Annotated in this window: 14 protein-coding genes and 1 pseudogene; 10 read left to right on the top strand and 5 right to left on the bottom strand. The window is 70.1% G+C overall.

Going from position 1 to position 16,363, the window contains the following annotated elements:
- The first annotated feature begins 132 nt into the window (after positions 1-132).
- Complete coding sequence (trpS, locus tag ACVHNB_RS04290; RefSeq protein ID WP_428952751.1) at positions 133-1,146, top strand: tryptophan--tRNA ligase; 1,014 nt, start codon at positions 133-135, stop codon at positions 1,144-1,146.
- Between the two features lie 58 nt (positions 1,147-1,204).
- Complete coding sequence (locus tag ACVHNB_RS04295) at positions 1,205-1,789, top strand: 2'-5' RNA ligase family protein (RefSeq protein ID WP_428952750.1); 585 nt, start codon at positions 1,205-1,207, stop codon at positions 1,787-1,789.
- Between the two features lie 113 nt (positions 1,790-1,902).
- On the opposite strand, the gene ACVHNB_RS04300 is transcribed toward ACVHNB_RS04295, so the two are convergent.
- Both ACVHNB_RS04300 and ACVHNB_RS04305 read right to left on the bottom strand, forming a co-directional pair.
- Entirely contained in the window at positions 1,903-2,658 is a 756-nt protein-coding gene (locus tag ACVHNB_RS04300; protein WP_428952749.1) for a decaprenylphospho-beta-D-erythro-pentofuranosid-2-ulose 2-reductase, read from the bottom strand.
- A 326-nt stretch (positions 2,659-2,984) separates the two neighbouring features.
- Positions 2,985-4,328 carry an FAD-binding protein gene (locus ACVHNB_RS04305; RefSeq protein WP_456227444.1) on the bottom strand — a complete coding sequence of 448 codons (1,344 nt, stop codon included), beginning with the start codon at positions 4,326-4,328 and terminating at the stop codon, positions 2,985-2,987.
- A gap of 363 nt (positions 4,329-4,691) precedes the next feature.
- Between ACVHNB_RS04305 and ACVHNB_RS04310 the strand changes: the two genes are divergently transcribed.
- From ACVHNB_RS04310 to ACVHNB_RS04325, 4 genes are all read left to right on the top strand, one after another.
- The gene (locus ACVHNB_RS04310) at positions 4,692-5,210 is read left to right on the top strand and encodes a phosphatase PAP2 family protein (protein ID WP_428952747.1); all 519 of its coding nucleotides are present in this window, start codon (positions 4,692-4,694) and stop codon (positions 5,208-5,210) included.
- A 236-nt stretch (positions 5,211-5,446) separates the two neighbouring features.
- Positions 5,447-6,355: a decaprenyl-phosphate phosphoribosyltransferase gene (locus ACVHNB_RS04315; RefSeq protein WP_456228834.1), complete on the top strand. Its 909-nt coding sequence runs from the start codon at positions 5,447-5,449 to the stop codon at positions 6,353-6,355.
- A 92-nt stretch (positions 6,356-6,447) separates the two neighbouring features.
- The gene (locus ACVHNB_RS04320) at positions 6,448-6,927 is read left to right on the top strand and encodes a GtrA family protein (RefSeq protein ID WP_428952746.1); all 480 of its coding nucleotides are present in this window, start codon (positions 6,448-6,450) and stop codon (positions 6,925-6,927) included.
- 14 nt (positions 6,928-6,941) lie between these two features.
- Positions 6,942-7,985, top strand: coding sequence for a YihY/virulence factor BrkB family protein (locus ACVHNB_RS04325; RefSeq protein ID WP_428952745.1), 1,044 nt, complete (start codon positions 6,942-6,944; stop codon positions 7,983-7,985).
- Positions 7,986-8,568: 583 nt separating this feature from the next.
- Here the strand turns inward: ACVHNB_RS04325 and ACVHNB_RS04330 are convergent.
- Entirely contained in the window at positions 8,569-9,864 is a 1,296-nt protein-coding gene (locus ACVHNB_RS04330; RefSeq protein WP_456228835.1) for a D-alanyl-D-alanine carboxypeptidase family protein, read from the bottom strand.
- A 133-nt stretch (positions 9,865-9,997) separates the two neighbouring features.
- Here ACVHNB_RS04330 and ACVHNB_RS04335 point away from each other — a divergent pair, with 133 nt between their 5' ends.
- From ACVHNB_RS04335 to ACVHNB_RS04350, 4 genes are all read left to right on the top strand, one after another.
- Positions 9,998-10,240, top strand: a complete 243-nt coding sequence (locus tag ACVHNB_RS04335; protein ID WP_365577868.1) for an SCO4848 family membrane protein — start codon at positions 9,998-10,000, stop codon at positions 10,238-10,240.
- A 68-nt stretch (positions 10,241-10,308) separates the two neighbouring features.
- A complete protein-coding gene (locus ACVHNB_RS04340; protein ID WP_456227445.1) occupies positions 10,309-11,667 on the top strand; it encodes a metallophosphoesterase in 1,359 nt (452 codons plus the stop codon).
- Positions 11,668-11,825: 158 nt separating this feature from the next.
- Positions 11,826-13,400, top strand: a complete 1,575-nt coding sequence (locus ACVHNB_RS04345) for an ABC transporter substrate-binding protein (RefSeq protein WP_428952742.1) — start codon at positions 11,826-11,828, stop codon at positions 13,398-13,400.
- A gap of 105 nt (positions 13,401-13,505) precedes the next feature.
- On the top strand, positions 13,506-13,904 hold the full coding sequence (locus ACVHNB_RS04350) for an ATP-binding protein (protein ID WP_428952741.1): 399 nt from the start codon (positions 13,506-13,508) through the stop codon (positions 13,902-13,904).
- Positions 13,905-14,164: 260 nt separating this feature from the next.
- On the opposite strand, the pseudogene ACVHNB_RS04355 reads toward ACVHNB_RS04350, so the two are convergent.
- Together ACVHNB_RS04355 and ACVHNB_RS04360 are read right to left on the bottom strand one after the other, a co-directional pair.
- Positions 14,165-15,595 (bottom strand): annotated as a pseudogene (locus ACVHNB_RS04355) (ATP-binding protein); the annotation flags it as partial.
- Complete coding sequence (locus ACVHNB_RS04360; protein WP_456227446.1) at positions 15,592-16,293, bottom strand: response regulator transcription factor; 702 nt, start codon at positions 16,291-16,293, stop codon at positions 15,592-15,594. The gene ACVHNB_RS04360 and the pseudogene ACVHNB_RS04355, both read right to left, overlap by 4 nt.
- Positions 16,294-16,363 lie beyond the last annotated feature (70 nt).

The raw sequence follows: 16,363 nt of genomic DNA on the forward strand, positions 1-16,363 counted from the left end.
CCCGTCACGCACGAGTTCTCACAGTCCGTCACGTCTCGGCCTGTGCCCGCGCGCACGTTCTTTTTTCACAGAGCGTGTCCGCGTGGTGCACCTGGGCCCGAGCAATGAGAGACACCTGAGAGAATGAGGGGCATGGCCTCTGATAGTCCCCGCGTGCTCTCCGGTATCCAGCCCACCGCAGGCTCGTTCCACCTCGGCAACTACCTCGGCGCCGTCCGCCAGTGGGTGGCGCTGCAGGAGTCTCACGACGCCTTCTACATGGTGGTGGACCTGCATGCGATCACCGTTCCGCAGGACCCGAAGGAACTGCGTGCGAACACTCGACTCGCCGCAGCCCAGCTCCTGGCCGCCGGCCTCGACCCGGACCGCTGCACGCTGTTCGTCCAGAGCCATGTCCCCGAGCACGCTCAGCTCGGCTGGGTCATGAACTGCCTCACGGGATTCGGCGAGGCGAGCCGCATGACGCAGTTCAAGGACAAGTCCGCCAAGCAGGGCGCCGACCGCGCCACGGTGGGCCTCTTCACGTACCCGATCCTTCAGGTCGCGGACATCCTCCTGTACCAGGCCAACCAGGTTCCGGTGGGCGAGGACCAGCGCCAGCACATCGAGCTCACGCGTGACCTGGCCGAGCGCTTCAACGGCCGTTTCGGGGAGACCTTCACGATCCCGGCGCCGTACATCCTGAAGGAGACGGCCAAGATCTACGATCTTCAGGACCCGTCGATCAAGATGAGCAAGTCGGCATCGACCCCCAAGGGCCTCATCAACCTCCTCGACGAGCCGAAGGTCACCGCGAAGAAGGTCAAGAGCGCGGTCACCGACACCGACACCGTGATCCGCTACGACGCGGAGAACAAGCCGGGCGTGAGCAACCTCCTCACCATCTACTCCACCCTCACCGGCACCGGTATTCCGGAACTGGAGCAGAAGTACGAGGGCAAGATGTACGGTGCGCTCAAGACGGACCTGGCTGAGGTCATGGTGGACTTCGTGACGCCGTTCCGGACCCGCACCCAGGAGTACCTGGACGACCCGGAGACGCTCGACTCGATCCTGGCCAAGGGCGCGGAGAAGGCGCGAACCGTCGCCGCCGAGACCCTTTCCCAGGCGTACGAGAAGGTCGGCTTCCTGCCCGCCAAGCACTGAGACCGGACCGGCCGCACCTCGCGCCCGCACGCCCACCACACGACGACAGGAGTATGACGTGGGGACCGTAACGATCGGTGTTTCGATCGCGGTCCCGGAGCCTCATGGCAGCCTGCTCCAGGAGCGGCGTGCGGGCTTCGGTGACCCCGCGGCGCACGGCATTCCCACGCACATCACCCTGCTTCCGCCCACCGAGGTGGAAGCAGGGGACCTGCCGGCGATCGAGGTGCACCTGACGGAGGTCGCGGGCTCCGGCCGTCCCTTCGCGATGCGCCTCTCGGGGACGGGAACGTTCCGTCCGCTGTCACCCGTTGTGTTCGTGCAGGTCGTCGAGGGCGCGGAGGCCTGCACCTGGCTGCAGAAGCAGGTGCGCGACGCGTCAGGGCCCGTCGCGCGTGAGCTGCAGTTCCCGTACCACCCGCATGTCACCGTGGCGCACGGCATCGCCGAGGAGGCGATGGACCAAGCCTTCGACGAACTCGCCGACTACGAAGCGGCGTGGCCGTGCAACGGCTTCGCTCTCTACGAGCAGGGTGCGGACGGCATCTGGCGGAAGCTGCGGGACTTCACGTTCGGTAAGCCCAAGCTCCCTGCCCAGGCACCGGACCGCTCGACGCGCGGACGCCGTCTGCCCGCGCGCTGATCGGGCCCGGCCACCGCGTCAGGCGGCGGCACCGACCTTGATCTCAGGGAGCACCGCCTCCCGACGCAGGTCTCACCGGAACTGCACCGCTCAGCGCGTCCCGCGCGGGAGCGTCAGACCGGGAGCCTGCGGAACACCGGCCTCGGCACGTGGCGCAGCGCCGACATGACCACCCGCAGCGTCCCCGGCACCCACACCATCTCCGACCTGCGCCGCAGCCCTGTCTCGATGGCCTGGGCCACGGCCTCCGGAGTCGTGGCCAGCGGAGCTTCGGCCAGGCCCGCCGTCATCTTCGACCGTACAAATCCGGGGCGCACCACCATGACGTGGACCCCCGTGCCGTGCAGCGCGTCACCCAGCCCCTGCGCGAAGGCGTCGAGACCCGCCTTGCTCGACCCGTAGATGAAATTGGCGCGGCGGGCCCGCTCGCCCGCGACCGACGACAGCACGACCAACGAACCATGGCCCTGCGCCTGCAACGCCCGAGCACAGACCAGGCCGGCCGAGACGGCGCCGGTGTAGTTGGTCTGGGCGACGCGTACCGCCGACATCGGCTCGCCCTCGTCGCGGGCCTGGTCGCCGAGAACTCCGAAAGCCAGCAGCACCATGTCGATGTCGCCGTCGGCGAAGACCTTGCCGAGAGTCTCCTCGTGGGACTCCGAGTCCAGGGCGTCGAAGGGGACGGTGCGGGCGTCGGCACCCATGTCGCGCAGCTGCTTCGCAGCACTGTCGAGCGCAGGGGACGGCCGGCCCGCGAGCCACACCGTGCGAGTGCGCCGGGCGACGAGCCGGCGCGCTGTCGCGAGCGCGATCTCGGACGTGCCGCCGAGGATGAGCAGGGACTGGGGGGCGCCGAAAGCGTCCTTCATGAAAACCGAACTCCAATGGGGCGGGGCTGGTTGGCGGTGTGCCGGGCGGGAGTGAGCCGATCAGGTGCCGGGTGCCGGGTGCCGGGTGCCGGGTGCCGGATACGGAAATCGGGGATCGAGATCGGGAACCCGGTCGGCTCGAGCGGTGTATCAAAAGTGACGAGGGCGCGGAGAGCCGCGCAGGGAACGGAGCAAAGGGGGAAACGACGGTGCGAGTGGGTGAGTCGAGCGAAGCGCAAGCGGTCCGAATGACGGAATGGAGCGGAGAGCCGCGCCGACGCGCTCGCGTGTGGATAGGGGGAGCGGCCCGTGTTGCTTCTGAGCGCTCAGAGATCCAGCCGCCGCGAAAGATCCGAGCGGAATACGCCTCGCGGGTCCAATCGCGCCCGCAGGGAGCGGAATTCCTCCAGCCGCGGATACATGGTGGAGAGGAGTTCGGGGCGCAGTCGGGAGTCTTTGGCGAGGTAGATGCGCCCGTCGGCAGCGGCCACCTCCTCATCGAGTTCATCGAGGAACGCGCCGAGTTCCGGAAGGTTCGCGGGGATGTCGAGCGCCAGGGTCCAGCCCGGCATGGGAAAGGACAGCCAGCCGGGATCCCCTTCACCGAAGCGCTTGAGCACGGCCAGGAAGGACGGGCAGCCGCGCTCCGAGATGCGCTGCACAATCCGGCGCAGCGCTTCTTCCTTCCCATATCCGACGACGAATTGGTACTGCACGAAGCCGCTGCGGCCATAAATGCGGTTCCAGTGCGGGACACCGTCGAGGGGGTGGAAGAACGTCGACAGTTTCTGAATCTCGCCGACGCGGGAGCGAGGCGCTTTGCGATACCAGAGCTCGTTGAAGAGGCCGACGGTGGTCCGGCCCAGTAGGCCTTCGGGCAGGAAGGAAGGGGCGGAGGGCAGCCGGCCCGGGCGGAAGGCCAGCGGAGCCCGGCGTGCGCGGACGGGCAGCGCGTCCAAGGGAGCGTGGTCTCCACGGGTGAGAACTGAGCGGCCCATCGCGGCACCACGGGCCAGCAGATCGATCCAGGCGACCGAGTAGCGGTAGCGGTGATCAGTGGCGGTGAGGCGGGCCATCAAGTCATCGAGATCCACGGCGCGTTCGGTGTCGACGGACATCAGCGAGGTCTCGACGCGCTGCAGTTGGACGGTGGCCGTGAGGATGATCCCTGTCAGTCCCATGCCGCTGGCCGTGGCGTCGAAGAGCTCGGTGCCGCGCTCGACCATACGGACTTCGCCGTCGGCCGTGAGGAGTTCCAGCGCGAGGACGTGGCGGGCGAAGGATCCGGAGACGTGGTGGTTCTTGCCGTGGATGTCGGCACCGATCGCGCCGCCGACCGTGACATAGCGCGTGCCCGGGGTCACCGGGACGAACCAGCCGAGAGGAAGGAGGACTTCCATCAGCCGGTGCAGGGAGACGCCCGCGTCGCACAGCACGGTGCCGCCGTTGGCATCGATGGCGTGGATCCGGTTCAGACCGGTCATGTCCAGCACGGCGCCGCCCGCGTTCTGTGCCGCGTCGCCATAGGCCCGTCCCAGGCCACGGGCGATGCCGCCCCGGCGGCCGGGGGCAGCGCATTCCCGCACCGCCGCCACCGCCTCCTGGTAGGAACGGGGGCGAACCAGATGCGCGGACGTGGGAGCCGTGCGGCCCCAGCCGGTGACGGGCACGGTGTCGTAACCCGGGGCAGTCGGGTGCGGTGATGCACTGGGTGAGGAGCCGGCAGCAGATGCGGAGGACTCCTGTGCTGGAGCGGGAGTTGGCGCCGAGTTCGAGGGTGAGGCCGGAGGAGTCGCAGTCGTGGCCGTGGACTCGCGTGCGGATGCGGAGGTGGGGCCGGACAAGGGGGCGGCGACAGGTGTGGGTACGGAAGTGGGGGTGGAGACAGGGTCGGCAGCCATGTGCGCGACCGTATCGCCCGACAAAGGGGGCTTTGCACCAAATATAGCGATCCCTCACCGAAATGGGTGATTGAGGGAGTTTCACACTAAATTGCGCAAGCTGTGCGTCTTGTGGCATTCAGAGTGAGCCACATGGACGACATGGACCGCCGACTGCTGTCGGCACTGCGCGACTGTGGCACCGACCGGCGCATTGCCACGGCTGCGCGTGCGCTGTCCTGGGCCGGTGAGCACGGGGCGTTGTGGCTGGCCGCAGGCCTCGCCGGGGCTGCGGTCGACCGTGAGCGGCGCACAGCGTGGCTGCGCGGTACGGCTCTCACCGCTGGGGCCCATCTGGCCAGCATGGGGGTGAAGCGGGTGGTGCGCAGGCCCAGGCCCAGCGCGGAGACGGGCGTCGAGCCACTGGTGCGGACCGCGGGGAAGCACTCGTTCCCCAGCTCGCATGCGACATCGGCGGCAGCCGCAGCCGTCGCCTACGGGGCGCTGAGGCCGGTGGGCGCGCGTCTGGTGCCGCCCGTGGCCGCTGCGATGTGTGTCTCGCGGATGGTTGTCGGCGTGCACTACCCCTCCGATGTCGCGGCGGGAGCGGTCTTGGGTGCGCTGACGGCGAGGCTGGGGGCGCGCTGGATGAACGGGGGTGAGGTGCGGTGACAGAGCGCATGGAGAGGGCGGAACAGCAGCGCGGGGGAGTGGACGGCGCAGGCGAGGCAGGCGAGTTGGGTGTTCGCGGGGTGCTCGGCGACGGACCGGACGGACGGGGTGGGCTCGATGGTCATCGAGGGCAAGGGGGTGAGGAAGAGATGGTGAGCGGGAGCGGAGCTCGGCTCGTCGGGTCGGCACGGGGCGGCGGCGCTGCCACGGCGGTGCTGGAGCGGCCACGCGAACCGATGTCGATGGCGAAGGCGGTGACACCACTCGGGTTGCCCGCAGGGCTGTTGCGGACGGCGCGGCCCAGACAGTGGGTGAAGAACGTCCTGGTGGTGGCCGCGCCTGCGGCGGCGGGAGTGTTGTTCTCGCGGCATGCGCTGGTTCAACTGGCGCTTGTCTTCATCCTGTTCACGGCGGCCGCCTCGGCGGTGTACTTGATCAATGACGCGCGGGACGCCGAAGCGGATCGGGCGCACCCGGTGAAGCGGAACCGGCCCGTGGCGGCCGGGCTCGTTCCCGTACCGGTCGCCTATGCCGTCGGGGGGACGCTGGCCGTGCTCGCGCCGGCTGCGGCGGCGGTGCTGTGCAATCCGGCGACCGCGGCGCTGCTGACCGCCTATGTCGGCATGCAGTTGGCGTACTGCGTCAGCCTCAAGCACGTCTTGGTCGTCGACCTGGTCGTGGTGACCACCGGCTTCTTGATGCGGGCGATGATCGGCGGGCTGGCGCTCGGGATTCCGCTCTCGCGATGGTTCCTGATCACGACGGGATTCGGCGCGCTGTTCATGGTCTCGGCCAAGCGGTACTCCGAGGCGGTGCAGATGGCTGGCAAGGCGGGCGCCACGCGGGCTCTCCTGAACGAGTACACGACGGGATATCTGCGGTTCGTCTGGCAGCTGGCGGCGGGGGTGGCCGTGCTCGCGTACTGCCTATGGGCGATGGAGGAGGGGGGTGTCGCGCGCAGCAGTCTGTTGCCGTGGCGGCAGTTGTCGATGGTGGCGTTCATTCTCGCGGTCCTCAGATATGCGGTGTTCGCCGACCGGGGCACGGCGGGTGAGCCGGAGGACGTGGTGTTGAGGGATCGCGCGTTGGCGGTGATCGGGCTCGTGTGGCTGGCGATGTACGGGCTCGCGGTCGCGGACTGGTGAGAAGCAGGGGCAGGGGCGACGCGGGAAGAGCGGCGGAAGGCGCCGAGGGAGCGGGAGGCGACGTGGGGGAAGCAGCGGGGGCTCGGCGTGGAGTGGGCGCGCGGGTAAGGGAGTTGGGGCCCGAGTTGGTGGGTTTTGCGGTGGCCGGGTTGTGCGCGTACGCCGTCGACCTGGGGCTGTTCGTCTGGCTGCGGGGGACGGTCGGGCTGGATCCGATCTCCGCGAAGGCATTGTCGTTCGTGGCCGGTTGCTCGGTGGCCTACCTGGGGAACACGCTGGGGACGTACCGCAGGAGAGCGGCCGGGGTGTCGCGACTGCGGCAGTACGGGGTGTTCTTCGCGGTGAACGTGGCGGGGGCACTGGTCCAGCTGATGTGCATCGTGGTGTCCCACTATGCGTTGGGATTCACCTCGCCTCGGGCGGACACGATCTCGGGCGCAGGGGTGGGGATGGCCTTGGCCACGGTGTTGCGGTTCTGGGGTACCCGGACTCTGGTATTCGGTGCGAGGCCGAGTCGGAGGTCGGTCGGCGAGAGATCGGTCGGAGCAAGACCGGTCGAACCGGTCAACTAGGGCAGGCTGAGATCATGGACTGGCTGAAGAAACTACCCGTTGTCGGGCCGTTGGTCGCTTGGTTGATGCGCACCCATGCCTGGCAGGCGTACGAACGGCTCGACGAGGTGGTGTGGGCGCGGCTCGCGGCAGCGATGACGTTCATCAGCTTCCTGGCGTTGTTCCCGCTGCTCACCGTGGCGGCGGCGATCGCGGCCGGCACGCTCGGCGCCGATCAGCAGAAGACACTCGAGTCCAAGATCAGCGATCAGGTTCCCGGGATCGCCGATCAGCTGGATCTCGGAGCGCTGATCGACAATGCAGGCACGGTCGGGCTGGTGGCCGGAGCGTTGCTGCTGTTCACCGGTGTCGGGTGGGTCGGGTCGATGCGGGACTGTCTGCGGACCGTGTGGGAGCTGCCGGACACCGAGGAGAACCCGGTCCTGCGCAAGCTCAAGGACGCCGGGGTGCTGGTGGGGCTCGGGGGTGCGGGGCTCGCATCGTTGGTGGCGTCGACGGTGGCGTCCACGGCGGTGGGGTGGACCGCGGATCAGCTGGGACTCGACCGGGCGGGATGGGGCGGGGCGCTGTTGCAGGCCCTGGCATTCGGGATCGCGGTCCTGGCGGACTTCCTGTTGCTGTTGTACGTGCTGACGTTGCTGCCCGGGGTGCAGCCGCCGCGGCGGGACCTGATCACGGCGGCGTTGATCGGAGCGGCCGGGTTCGAGCTGCTGAAGCTGCTGCTCGGCGGCTATATGAAAGGCGTCGCGGCGAAGAGCATGTACGGGGCGTTCGGTACGCCCGTCGCGTTGCTGCTGTGGATCAACTTCACGGCGAAGCTGCTGCTGTTCTGTGCGGCGTGGACCGCGACGGGGCGGGCCACGGCGGAAGCGCAGGAGGAGGGGGATGCAGAGTCTGGTGAGGTCGGGGCGGACAGGGCCGACGGGTCGACTGGTGTCGGTGCCGGAGAAGCCGCTTCAGGTGGGGCTATTGCGGGTGGATCCACTGTCGCGGGGGCTGCGGGCGGGGATGCCGGGCCTGTGGCCGAGGCTGACAGGCCCTCTGGGAAGGGGAGTTGACGGGCTGCGCCGGTTGCTCGCCGGGGTGCGGGGCGGCGGACGGGCACCGTCCCCGGGAGCATCGGGCTGACAGGTCTGAGCAGCTGGTGCGAGCGCGGATCCAGTCGGGCAGATCCGGCTCGGCGGCTCGGGTAGCCCCGACCTGGCGACTCGGCGGCAGCTCCGGTTCGGCGGCTCGGGCAGCCCCGACACGGCGACTCGGGGTAGCCCTGGCTTGGCGGCTCGGGCAGTCTCGCCCCGGGACTCAGCGGCAGCCCCCGCCCGGCAATTCGGCGGTAGCCCTGGCTCGGCGGCTCGGGCAACCCTCGCCCGGTAACTCGGCGATAGCCCCGGCTCCGCGGCTCGGGTAGCCCCCGCCCGGCAGCTCGGCGGCAGCCCCGGATCGGCGACGCGGGGAGTCCCAGCCTGGGACTCAGCCGCAGACCCGGCCCGACGGCTCGGGTAGCCGCAGGACAGCTCAGCCCCGTCCGGCGCGGGGCATCGCAGGACAGCTCAACCCCGTCCGGCACGAGGCGGCGCAGGAAAGCTCAGCTCGTTGTGGCTCCGGCCGGCCCGCGACAGTTGGGCCGGCCCGCGTCGCGGTTCAGCCCTTCGTACGGAGGGGCCACTTCTTGCGGACGGCGAAGGCCGCGGCGGCGAGGACGACCAGGACGCCGCCGGTGATGGCGAGGGCGATGCCCATGCCGCTGGAGCCGCTCGTGGAGACCGCGGCGTGGGCGGCGGGCTTGGCGGGACCGGCGTCGCCCTGGGGGCTGGCCGCGCCGGAGGCGTCGGAGCCGGGGGAGGCGGCGCTCTTCGGAGGGACGAGCGTGCCGACGGGGGTGACCTTGCCGTCGGCCTGGAAGCCCCAGTCGAGGAGGCGGGCGGTCTCCTTGTAGACCGCGTGGCTCTCCTTCGAGTCGGGGTTCATGACGGTGACGAGGAGGACTCTGTTGTTGCGTTCGGCGACGCCGGTGAAGGTGGCGCCGGCGTTGGTGGTGTTGCCGTTCTTGACGCCCGCGATGCCCTTGTAGGCGTCGAGGCCCACGTCACCGGTGAGGAGGCGGTTGGTGTTCTGGATCGCGAAGCGTTCGGTGGTCTTCCCCTTCTTCTGCTTCATGGGGAACTTGGCGGTGGCCGTGGCGGCGTACTCGCGGAAGTCGCTCTTCTGCAGGCCGGAGCGGGCGAAGAGGGTGAGGTCGTAGGCGGAGGAGTGCTGGCCGGGGGCGTCGTATCCGTCGGGGCTGACGACGTTCGTGTCGTAGGCCTGGAGTTCCTGGGCGTGGGCCTGCATGTCCTTGACGGTCTGCGGGACGCCGTGGTTCATCGCGGACAGGACGTGCACCGCGTCGTTGCCGGAGCGCAGGAAGACGCCGAGCCACAGGTCGTGGACGGTGTAGGTGAAGTTCTCCTTGACGCCGACGAGGCTGGAGCCCGCGCCCATGCCGGCGAGGTCGGAGGGGACGACCTTGTGTGTCGTGGTCTTGGGGAACTTGGGGAGGAGGGTGTCCGCGAAGAGCATCTTGAGGGTGCTGGCGGGGGGCAGTTTCCAGTGCGCGTTGTGCGAGGCGAGTACGTCGCCCGACTCGGCGTCCGTGACGATCCAGGACTTGGCGGTCAGGTCCTTCGGCAGGACGGGGGCGCCGGCCCCCAGATTCACCTGGGTGCCCGACTTCCCCAGGAGGGGGCCGCCGATCTTCGACATGTCGGCCGGGGGCTCGGCCTTGTTCGCGGCGCTCTTGGTCGGCTTGTTGTCCGGCTTGTCCGTGGCGGACGCGGGGAGCGCGGCCGTCAGGGACAGAGCGGAGGCCGTGAGCAGGACCACGGAAGTCGTGAGCAGCGTGGAGCGCAGCGGGCCGGTCGCGCGCGCGGACTGTGTGGACTTCTTCTCGTACGACATGTACGACGCAGGGGAGGCAGACACGGTCGAGAACGTACATGTACCCGGCCCGTAAGTCTCCGCCGAGGTGTTCTGTGTCTCTCCGGCCCCACCCCGGCGGCGGTGCGTGAAGGCGCTTGGCGATACTGAACGCATGAAGCTCAGCCGCCCCGTCTCCTGGTTCCTGCTCGCCTTCGGGGTGTGGAGCTGGATCATCTGGATCACTTTCGTCAAGAACCTGTGGAAGGACGGCAGCGGCCTCGCCTTCGACGACGCCGGGGATCCGACGGCGTACTTCTGGGTGCACCTGACGCTCGCCGTCGTCTCCTTTGTCTTGGGGACGGTGGTCGGAGGCATCGGGTTCCGCGGAGTGCGTGCTCTGCGGCGGACTTCATAAGCGGAATCCAAAAGCGGAATCCGTAGGTGGAATCCATAGTCAGAACGGGCGAACGGGCGTACGGGGTCATGGTCGTTGTCTTTGTGCTGATCGCCCTGGCCGTGCTCGCGGCCCTCGCGGGGCTGCATTACTACGCGTGGCGCCGTCTCGTGCGGGACACGACGGCGGGGCCGGGGTGGCCGAGACGCGTGGGCACGGTGGTGTTCGTGGCGGGCCCGGTGCTGATGTTCGCGGCGGTGGCCGCGGAGCGGGCCGGGGCGCCGTTCCTGGTGCAGCGGATCCTGGCGTGGCCGGGGTTCCTGTGGATGGCGTTCGCGCTCTATCTGGTGCTCGCGTTGCTGGTGGGGGAGGTCGTGCGGCCGCTGCTGCGGCGGGTGCTGGACCGAAAGGCGGTCCCGAGCCCGGCCGCTGCCGAAGCCCCCGGCAGCGCTGTCGACCCTGCCAGCGCTGCCGGCGCTGCCGCCCCCGCTGAGACCACGGCCAGTACCCGAGCCTCCGCCCCAGCAGACCCCGAAGCACCCATCTCACCCCAAGAGACCTCATCCCAAGAGACCTCATCCCAAGAGACCTCACCCCAGGACCCGGCACCCCAGAACACCGCCCCCACCCGCCGTCTCCTCCTCGCCCGCACTGTCGGGGTCGCCGCCACCGTCGCCGCCGCGGGCATCGTGGGCCATGGTGCGTACGGGGTGTTGCGGGGGCCGAAGGTGAAGCGGGTGACCGTTCCGCTGGCCAGGCTTCCGCGCGCGGCCCATGGGTTCAGGATCGCCGTGGTCAGCGACATCCACCTCGGCCCTGTGCTCGGGCGGGGCTTCGCCGAGCGCGTCGTCGACACGATCAACGCCACGCAGCCCGACCTGATCGCGGTCGTCGGTGACCTGGTCGACGGGAGCGTGGAGGACCTCGCTCCCGCGGTCGCCCCGCTCGCCCGGCTCCGCGCCCGGCACGGCACGTTCTTCGTCACCGGCAACCACGAGTACTTCTCCGGCGCGGACCCGTGGGTCGCGCACGTCCGCGACATCGGTCTGCGCCCGCTGGAGAACGCCCGCGTCGAGATGGGCGCCTTCGACCTCGCGGGTGTCAACGACATCAGCGGGGAGAACTACGGCGAGGGGCCCGACTACGCGAAGGCGCTCGGCGACCGGGACCGGTCCCGCGCTGCCGTCCTCCTCGCCCACCAGCCGGTGATGATCCACGAGGCGGTGCGGCACGGCGTGGATCTCCAGCTGTCCGGGCACACCCACGGCGGCCAGTTGTGGCCCGGGAACTTCATCGCCGATGCGGCCAATCCGACCCTCGCGGGCCTGGAGCGTTACGGCGACACCCAGCTCTACGTCAGCCGGGGCGCGGGCGCCTGGGGCCCGCCGGTCCGGGTCGGCGCGCCGTCCGACATCACGGTGGTCGAGCTGGCCTCGAAGCAGGCCTGAACCCCTCCGCGCCCGCCCTGGTCCACCCGGGGCGGGTCCGCGCCGCGCGACGGCTCGTCTCACGCCTCGGATACCTCACGGACCTCTCTTCCCACGGCTCAAACTCCTGTGGTTCAGTGACCTTCGTCACTGGGGAGTGACGTGGGGAGGGACGCCGAATGCGCACGGTTCGCATACGGATCATCGCGACGCTCATGGTGCTCGTCGCGGCGGGGGTCGGCGGCTGGCAGCTGCTGCCGCAGAAGGACGACCCGGGGCGCACGGTCACGGTCGGCACGACGGACGTCATCACCTCGCTCGATCCGGCGGGGGCGTACGACGCGGGGTCATGGGCGCTGTACAGCAATGTGTTCCAGTCGCTGCTGACCTTCGAGCCGGGCAGCACCACGCCCGTGCCGGACGCGGCGCGCGGCTGCCGCTTCCTGGACGCGGGGCTGCGCACGTACCGCTGCGAGGTGCGCGCGGGCATCCGGTTCCCCAGTGGCCGGGCGATGACCGCGCAGGATGTGAAGTACTCCTTCGACCGGGTCAGGGAGATCCACGCGCGGGTCGGCCCGTCCTCGCTGTTCGACACGCTCCGCACCGTCGAGGCGCGCGGCCGCACGGTCACCTTCCATCTCTCCTCGCCCGATGCCACCTTCCCGTTCAAGGTCGCCACGGGCGCGGGTTCCATCGTCGACCGCAACGTCTACCCGGCGGACACGCTGCGCGCCGGCGGCAGCGCGAGTGCGGGCGACAGCGGCGTGGACGGCACGGGCCCGTACACGCTGAAGGTGTACAAGCCCGGCAGCCAGGCCGCGCTGGTCCCCAACTCCCGTTACAAGGGCGCCGCGAAGGTCCCCGACCACCCCACGACCCTGCGCTACTACAAGGACTCCGCCGCGCTGGAGACGGCCTGGAAGCGGCACGCCGTCGATGTCGCGGCGCGCCAGCTGCCGCCGTCGCTCCTCGCGACGCTGTCCACGAGCGACCCCGATCAGCGGCTGACGGAGGTCGACGGGGCGGAGACCCGCAACCTCGTCCTGAACGTTCGCGACGGCAAACCGCTGCATGATCGACGGGTGCGGCAGGCGCTCGCGTCGTTGATCGACCGGGACGAACTGGTCGAGTCGGCGTACCGGGGGACGGTCGACTCGCTGTTCTCCCTCGTTCCGCGCGGCATCACCGGGCACACGACCGCGTTCTTCGACGCGTATCCGAAGCCGGACCCGGCGCGGGCGCGCGAGTTGCTGCGCGGGGCCGGGGTGAAGGTGCCGGTCAGGTTCGAGTTCGCGTACTCGCGCGGGGCCGCGTCCAAGGCCGAGGCGGCGGAGATCGAGCGGCAGTTGGAGCGGTCGAAACTGTTCGAGGTGACGACCAAGTACTACGACTGGGAGGAGTTCCAGGAGCGGTACGCGGCGGGGAAGCTGGACGCGTACGCGGTGGGGTGGCTGCCCGACTTCCCGGATCCGGACACGTTCACCGCGCAGCTCGTACGTACCGGCTCCGGGATGCACAACGGGTACAGCAGCAAATCCGTGGACCAGTTGATCATGGCGAGTCAACAGTACGAGGATCGCAGCCGCACACTTAAGGACTTTCGCAGGCTGCAGGAGCTCGTGGCCCGTGACGTGCCGATCGTGCCGCTGTGGCAGCGCAAGGAGTACGTGCTCGGCACGGAGGACATCACGGGCGGCCAGTATTTGTCCGACGGGACCGGTGTGTTCCGGCTCTGGGAACTCGACTGGATCTGACCGGATTGCGGCGGGGGGACAGTGTTCGCAGTGACACACAGAGTGGCCGTAGCGCTACATCATGTGTCGAATCTGTGTTCATGAAGGTGGGGGAGGTGGCTACGTGTGTTGCGGCGCAGTGCGTTCAGACTGCCCCGACACCCGGCCTCGGTGGGGGTGGCGCGGCTGCGCGTGCGCGATCACCTGGCTGTCTGGGGTCACACGGGACCGGCCGACGCGCTCGACACCGCCGTCCTGCTCGTCTCCGAGCTGGCGACCAACGCGGTGCGGCACGGTCCGGCACGTGAGCGGGAGTTCGAGATCGCGGTGACGGTCCTGGCGGACGGCTCGTGCTTCATCGAGGTGTCCGACGAGTCGACGGCCGACCCCGAGATGAGACCTCCTCGCACGACCAACGACGAGAACGGACGCGGTCTGCACCTGGTCGACGCGCTCGCCGAGGCGTGGGGGGTGTGGCACCGGGGTCGCTACGGCAAAACGGTCTGGGCGTTGGTGCGTTCCTGATCCCGACCCTGATCTTGCCCTTGCCCTTGCCCCCGCCCCACCGAGCCGGGCCCTGCCCCCGCCCTCTCCGACTCCGACTCCGACTCCGGCTCCGACTCCGGCTCCGACTCCGCGGACGATGCCTTCGTGGACGGCCCCCGCGTGGACAGCCCCCGCGACGACGACCCCTCCGCGCACGAGTCCTCCAAGCCCACGGCCCTCCCCGCGCGGGCCGTCGGCTGATTCACCGGCGGACTCACCGGCGGATCCGTCGGTGGATCCACCGGCAGAGCCACCGTCACGGTCAGCCCCGCCCCCGGCCGGGTCCGCACCGACACCTCGCCCCCGTGGGCCGTCACCACCCCTTGCACGATGGCCAGGCCGAGCCCGCTGCCCGCGCCCCCGCCGGCGCGGAAGAAGCGGTCGAAGGCGCGGGCCGCGTCCTGGGGCGCGAGCCCGGGCCCCCCGTCGGCGACGGCGAGCCGCACCATCCCCGCCGCACGCGTCACGGACAGCGCGACCGGCGCGTCGCCGGGCGTGTGGACGCGTACGTTGCCGAGGAGGTTGCCCAGTACCTGCCGCAGCCCGGACTCGTCGGCGCGGACCAGGACCGCCCCGTCGGCGGCCACCGTCACCGGCCGTTCGGGCTGCTGCACCCGCAGATCGTCCGCCGCGTCGCGGACCAGGCGGCTCAGGTCGACGTTGCGCAGCCGCAGTTCGGGCCGCTGGTCCAGGCGGGCCAGGGTGAGAAGCTCGTCGACGAGCCGCTGCATGCGGTCGGCCTCGGCGTTCACCCGCTGCCAGGCGCGGGCCCGTTCGTCCGGGTCGCGCAGCATCCCCTTGTCGTAGAGCTGGAGGTAGCCGCGGATCGCCGACAGAGGGGTGCGCAGTTCGTGGGAGGCGTCGGCGACGAACCGGCGGAGCTGGGACGCGCTGCGCTCGCGTGTCTCGAAGGCCGACTCGACCTGGTGGAGCATCGAGTTGAGGGCGAGGCGCAGCTGCTCGGTCTCCTGGACGGGCGCGCGGCGCGAGGGCACACGCCGGGTCAGATCGCCCTCGGCGATCGCGGACGCCGTCTCCACCATGTCCTCCAGGGGACGCAGACGGCGGTGGGTGCCGAGCATCGTGACAACGGCGAGCAGCAGCAACAGTCCGATACCGAGCGCCAGATCGAGCCGGAGCGCCTTGCGGATGCCGGACTGCACGGCGCTGGTGGAGGTCGCCATCAGGATGGTGGTGTCGTCGGCGAGGCGGGCGCCGACCAGGCGGTACGGGTCGCCGCCGACCGTCAGATCGTGGACGGACGTGTCGCGTGCGAGGGCGGCCGGATCGTCGACGGCGGCGGCCAGTTCGCGCTGCCGTCCGGTCGGCCGCAGTGTGCCGACGGCGACCGGCTCACCGTTCTCGCCGACGGCGACGAACACCGACTCGGACCGCGGCAGCGACCCCACGTGCCCGGCTCCGCCCGGCGACATCTTGTCGAGGGCGATCCCCAGCTGGCTGAGCGCCTGCACCTGTTTGAGGGTGATCCCGGTGCGCTGGATGGAGGTGCGGGAGGCGCGCAGCTCCTGGTCGATGTTGTCGAGGAGGTAGTGCCGCATACCGATCAGGCTGACCGCGGTGGCGGCGGCGATGCCGAGGGCGAGCAGCGCCACGTTCGCGAGGGTCAGCTTGGCGCGCAGCGAACTCATGCCGCGCCGACGCCGCTTCATATCGCCGCCAGCCCGTATCCGACCCCGCGCCGCGTCATGATCAGCGGCGGTCCCAGCGCGTCGAGCTTGCGCCGCAGGTAGCTGATGTAGGTCTCGACGACGGTCGACTCGGCGGTGTGCTCGTACTGCCACACATGGCGCAGGAGCTGCTCCTTGGGCACGATCCGCCCGCCGTTGCGCACGAGGAACCGCAGCAGCGCGTACTCGGTCGGTGTCAACTGCACGGCGGTGCCTGCCCGGTGCGCCGTGTACGTCGCCTCGTCCAGTTCCAGGTCGCCGTACGTCAGCGGGGGCCGCTGCGGCAGGACGTCCTGGGGGCGAGTGCGGCGCAGTACGGCGTGGAGCCGGGCGACGACCTCGTCGATGTTGAACGGCTTGGTGATGTAGTCGTCGCCGAAGCCGAGGGCGCCGACGACCTCGGCGGGCGCGTCCCGCGCGGTCAGGAAGACCAGCGCCAGCTCGGGCCGGCGCGCGCGCAGTTCACGGCCCAGGCTGCGGCCGTCGCCGTCCGGCAGCATGATGTCGAGCAGCGCCGCGTCCGGCCTGGTCCGCTCGGTGAGGGCGAGGGCCTGGCGCACGGTGCCGGCCGTCATCACCTCGAAGTGGTGGTAGCGCAGTGCGATCGCGAGGACGTCGGCGATGCTCGGCTCGTCCTCGACGACGAGCACCGTCGCGGGACTTCCGCCGTTGACAGTCATGGCCCCAGTATCGGCGCGCGCCCCGTGGCAACGGCCGCGGGACTTCTTGGAGTTCCTTGAGAGTCATGGC

Source organism: Streptomyces sp. YJ-C3, assembly GCF_053891275.1.